This is a genomic window from Maribrevibacterium harenarium (assembly GCF_006385675.1).
GTDB lineage: Bacteria > Pseudomonadota > Gammaproteobacteria > Pseudomonadales > Marinomonadaceae > Marinomonas > Marinomonas harenarium.
Map to the genome: position 1 here is coordinate 1 of NZ_VFRR01000081.1, position 4,960 is coordinate 4,960.

Consider the following 4,960-nt stretch of genomic DNA (forward strand, 5'->3'; position numbering starts at 1 on the left):
GAGAAACCAAACATAATCACCACCATAGCTAGGATGCAGTGACGGTAGATCAGGTTTCAAGTGTTATGAAGGTGTGGTTTGCCGGACGCTTACTTTACATTCGCTCTCATCAGCCTTGGTAATGACCTCATACAGACGCGGGGCAATGGCTTCAAATTGCGCCACCAAATCTGGGTCGAAATGGCTGCCTTTGCTGTCTAAAATAATGTTCAACGCCGCTTGATAACTAAATGGCTCTTTATATGGTCGTTTCGAGCATAGGGCATCAAACACATCGACAATGGCGAAAATCCTTGCACTTAGCGGGATTTGCTCGGCTGATAGACCACGAGGATAACCACTGCCATCCCATTTCTCATGGTGGTATTCAATAACCGAACGGGCGTCTTCGAGCCACGGTATTTGGTCTACCATTTTGCCCCCCTCAGTGACATGGGTTTTCATAATTTCCATTTCGTCATCCGTTAGTCGGCCCGGTTTGAGGAGGATATTGTCGGAAATGGCAATTTTACCAACGTCGTGCAAATAACTCCCCAAAAGCAATGCTCGCATACGATCCTTACTAAACTTCACGGCTTCGGCTAATTCAATGGCAAGCCAAGCAACACGATAATTATGGGCACCGGTATCAGAATCACGTAAAGCGATAGCCTTACCTAGGGTCAACATCATATCTAGGTTGCCTGCGCGGATCGCTTCCGCTTGGCGAACATGTTCGCGACTCAAAAATACCACAAGCGGGTAAATAACAATGGCACATAGCCAGGCAGCACCAGCAGCGATCAAGGCAACCCACATGGCATATTGCGAGATACTATCGCGCTGCCATTCGGGCACCACTCGCACTCCTTCCATATAGCCCCATACCGCCTCGCCTTGCATAATCGGGATAAAAATTCGGAGCGCCCAGGCGCCGCTATCCAATTCCATCCGTTGGTAGGAGGCTTCGTTATAAGATGGTTTTTTATGACTTGGAATTTGATTTTCGATGGCTTCGCCTTCGTCGGTGAGAGACTCAGCCAGCTTGACCCCAGCGGCATCATACAACTCAACAATATCAAACCAGTCAAAAATCAGGTTATCGCTTACGAGTTTGGCAACTTGGGGGACATTGTCATGGGTAACGGCGGTGAGTTGGTAATGATCTATGGTTTCGATCGAGACTTCCGAGGCTAGGTCAACGGCTTCTCGCTCCGCACCTTCCACGGCTATATACCAACCTACGAAGCCCGCTAGGATACCGATCAGAGTGCCCGACACCATAATGCGAATCAGGGCTTTGCGTGTAAAATCCATACTAGAGTCCTTACTAGGTAAACTTATGAAAGCAATGGCAAGCATTTGGGCTAATGTTTTGCTACACGTCCGGTAATCATTTGTCGTACAAGATTTCTCGGGCCTTTAAAAGAAAACACTACGACCGCGATGGCGTGCACCATCACCAACATAAAGGTGGTATTCGCAGCCAACTCATGAAGCCCCTTCAGAGCCCTTTCGTACTCATCAAGCTGCTCCATTCCCCAGCCACTAAGTCCAGTAGTAAGCAGCCCAAACAACAAGGCAAATATCATCAATGCGCCAAGCGGATTATGGCCATCTTCTTCCGGCACACGATCATTTAATAGCTCGCTTAGATATGCCTTTAATTTGCTCCAACTGGGCAGAAAACTTACGAAACGTACATTGTCTGGGCCAACAAAACCCCAAAATAGCCTGACCACGAGTGCGATCAAAATGTAATAGCCAGCCCATTCATGGGGGGACTCCCCTCTTTCTAAAACAAAAAAGTTCAGTAAAAATGCGACCGCGACACTCCAATGAAACAAGCGGATGATAGGGTCCCAGATTTGTTCTGCTACTGACATCAGTTTACTCCCCATGACACAAGCCCCAACCTAGAGAAAGCTTAGTCACAAATCTTGATATGCGCATTAAATGCACAATGTAATCGGGAAAGCTTAGCGTACCCTTAAATTCAAAGAGAGACTAACCGACACTGTTTGGGAAGCAAGCGACTACACATAAGCCATGGGGCTGGTTGTCTTGAAACATCACTTCCCCACCGTAAACCTTCATTACGCTTCGTACTATGGCGAGACCTAGTCCTGCCCCTTGTGCTTGTCCGTTTCGATAGAAGCGCTCCGTTAGCCGAAGCTTACTCTCATCACTGACCCCAGGCCCCTGATCTTTCACTGCCAGTTTGAGCATATCGCCTTCTTTATACCACTCAACTGTCACTAGGCCCTGAGGAGGGGAAAATTTAACCGCATTGGAAACCAAATTCTGCAAAACCATTTCAATATCTGCTGGGGCAAACTTGCCCTTCAATGCCCCCTCTTCATTTAAAAACTCGATATCCACTTGGCGATCCCAAGCCAGCGGTAATAGCTCTGCGACCGTTGCGCGAGTCACCGGCACGACATCTATTGGCTCGTTAACGGACTTGAAAGCATTATGTTCAATCCGCGCATAAGCGAGTAGCTGGGCAACCATTCTAGAACTACGCTCTACCCCTTGATCCAAAGCCTTCAAAGACGCTTGTCGATCCGCTTCGGTGGGGGCATTTTGTGCATTCTGGGCATGAATTTTGAGTACCGCCAGTGGCGTTCTGAGTTCGTGGGCAGCGTCTGCTATCCAACGTTTTTCCCTAGCCATTAACTCTTCCAAGCGAGTGAGTAGGTGATTAATTGCCTGCTGTACGGCTTCAAGTTCACTACCCAAATGCTTAATATCCAAACTTTTCAGGGCATTAGGTTCCAACGAAGCTATACTGCGGGTCAATTGCATTAATGGCGCTAACCCCACACCAATCGCCCACCAGACTAAAAGGGCTATCAGTGGCAAACCGAACATTTCGGGTAAAAGGGACTGCCACACGATTTGACTCACTAGCTCTTGGCGGATATCAGTACGCTCACCTACATAGACCCGCACCAAGTGCTGTCCCTTAACCCGTTCTAAGTAAAACGTACGCCAAGTATTGTCACCAGAATAGGCAAATCCAAAGCCTGGTTGCCAACCATGTTGCGGCACTATCACCGTCTCATCGGTGGCTACGACAACATTGTCATCGAGACGTACCTGAAAATAGATTTTGCTCTCGTATTCATGGCCTAGCCCCTCTTCAAACTCTTCTTCCTGGAGAATAGGTTGCGCATGTAAGTAAGTAGGCACTAAATGGGGCTGAGACACATCCTCGGAAGTTAGTGTCAGCAACAAACGGGCATGCTGGGCCAGACGCGCATCAAACAACTCCTGTACCTCATGATCGGCAAACCAAAAGCCAACAAAACCCACCGAGCCACTGGCAACGATGAAAAAGCCCATGACATAACCAATAATGCGCTGGCGAATACTATTGGCTGTAAACAGCCGAGCGACTACTTGGCGAATATCAAGCCAGCGCTTTGTTGATAACATAACCCACACCCCGAACCGTGCGAATCAGTTCGCTACCCAGTTTTTTACGCAAATGATGCACGTGAACTTCCAACGCATTGCTTTCTACATCTTCATCCCAGCCGTACAGCACTTGTGTTAACACATCCCGAGTAAACACATGCCCTGGTCGGGATAGCAGCTCCATTAACAGGCTGTATTCTCGGCGCGTCAGAGTGACAGGCTGCCCCTGATAACAGACGGCTCGACTACCTGTGTCGATAGACAAATCACCAAAGATGATTTCTTCACTGGCTCGACCACTAGCCCGTCGCACCAAAGCGCGGATACGTGCCTGCAATTCTGACAAATCAAAAGGCTTAGTGAGATAATCGTCCGCTCCCGCATCAAGACCTTGAATCCGCTCTTCGATTGCATCCCTTGCCGTTAATAATAGAATCGGCACAGACACCCCTTTGTCTCGCACGCCGCGAAGCACACTAATGCCATCCATGCTAGGTAAGCCCAAATCCAATACCACTAGGTCAAACACCTCATTTTGTATGGCGTGATAAGCGTTCACCCCATCGGCGATCCAATCCACGGTATAGTCTGCATGACGTAGTGCAGTACACACACCTTCCGCCAAAGAGGTATCGTCTTCTACTAGCAAAATTCGCATTGTTTTTCCCCTAAACCGACGCAATGACTATAGCTTTATGACAGGATAACGCACTGGACTTAACTCAAGCTTACGCCAAAGATCAGCAAGCAAAAAAGGCAGCCCTGAGGCTGCCCAAAAAAAGTATCACTATTGCTGCCGATTAAGCGATCCGCAAACGCTTGCTGTCTGCGTATTCTCCTTCGATTACCTGATGTAGTTTTTCAAAACTTGTGGAGGTTGATACATCAACATTTAAGCGCAGTTGACGGACAATATCGTTAACCGAAACCAAGCCACAGATGGCTTGCTTTTCTTCATCGACTACCAACAAATGCTGGTAAGGGTTGTGCTTCTGACTGTTGATCAAAGACTCAATGTCGCTTTTCTGTAGTGAGTGGTAATGTAATCCCCCCATTTTTAACAGGGGTTAAAAGTAGAGCCTAAGCAGCCTTCAAAAGCCATTTAGGTGGAATGCCACCAATGGCGCTGTTTGGCCTCTCATTGTTGTACGTCCATAACCACTTCGTGGCAAGGTATTGTGCGTGCTCGACGGATTCAAATTGATGTAGATCGAGCCACTCATGTCGTGCTGTTCGGTTAAAACGCTCAATATAAGCATTCTGCGTTGGCTTACCTGGCTGAATGAATAAGAGCGTAATTCTATTCTTAGTGGCCCAGTTCACAAGCTGACCTGATATAAACTCCGGTCCGTTATCACATCGTATGGCAGCAGGCTTTCCTCGCCATTCGATGATCTGCTCAAGCGAGCGTATCACTCTGGCACTAGGCAACGACAGATCGACATCAATCGCTAATCCTTCTCGATTATAGTCGTCCAGAACATTGAACGTTCTTAACTTGCGACCATCAGATAATCCATCACTCATAAAATCGATCGACCAGACTTGGTTCGGTGCT

Annotated in this window: 6 protein-coding genes; all 6 read right to left on the reverse strand. The window is 47.8% G+C overall.

Annotation, left to right across the window (positions count from 1 at the left end):
- Window positions 1-63 precede the first annotated feature (63 nt).
- Window positions 64-1,296, reverse strand: a complete 1,233-nt coding sequence (locus FJM67_RS16895; protein ID WP_181161543.1) for an HD-GYP domain-containing protein — start codon at window positions 1,294-1,296, stop codon at window positions 64-66.
- Window positions 1,297-1,346: 50 nt separating this feature from the next.
- The gene (locus FJM67_RS16900; protein WP_140591848.1) at window positions 1,347-1,865 is read right to left on the reverse strand and encodes a cytochrome b/b6 domain-containing protein; all 519 of its coding nucleotides are present in this window, start codon (window positions 1,863-1,865) and stop codon (window positions 1,347-1,349) included.
- Window positions 1,866-1,986: 121 nt separating this feature from the next.
- Window positions 1,987-3,420, reverse strand: a complete 1,434-nt coding sequence (locus FJM67_RS16905) for an ATP-binding protein (RefSeq protein WP_140591850.1) — start codon at window positions 3,418-3,420, stop codon at window positions 1,987-1,989.
- Complete coding sequence (locus tag FJM67_RS16910; protein WP_140591852.1) at window positions 3,395-4,060, reverse strand: response regulator; 666 nt, start codon at window positions 4,058-4,060, stop codon at window positions 3,395-3,397. Before FJM67_RS16910 ends, FJM67_RS16905 begins: the two co-directional genes overlap by 26 nt.
- 142 nt (window positions 4,061-4,202) lie before the next feature.
- On the reverse strand, window positions 4,203-4,409 hold the full coding sequence (locus tag FJM67_RS16915) for a CBS domain-containing protein (RefSeq protein ID WP_140591854.1): 207 nt from the start codon (window positions 4,407-4,409) through the stop codon (window positions 4,203-4,205).
- A 73-nt stretch (window positions 4,410-4,482) separates the two neighbouring features.
- On the reverse strand, window positions 4,483-4,960 hold a 478-nt coding region (locus FJM67_RS16920; RefSeq protein ID WP_140591855.1), incomplete at its 5' end, for an integrase core domain-containing protein.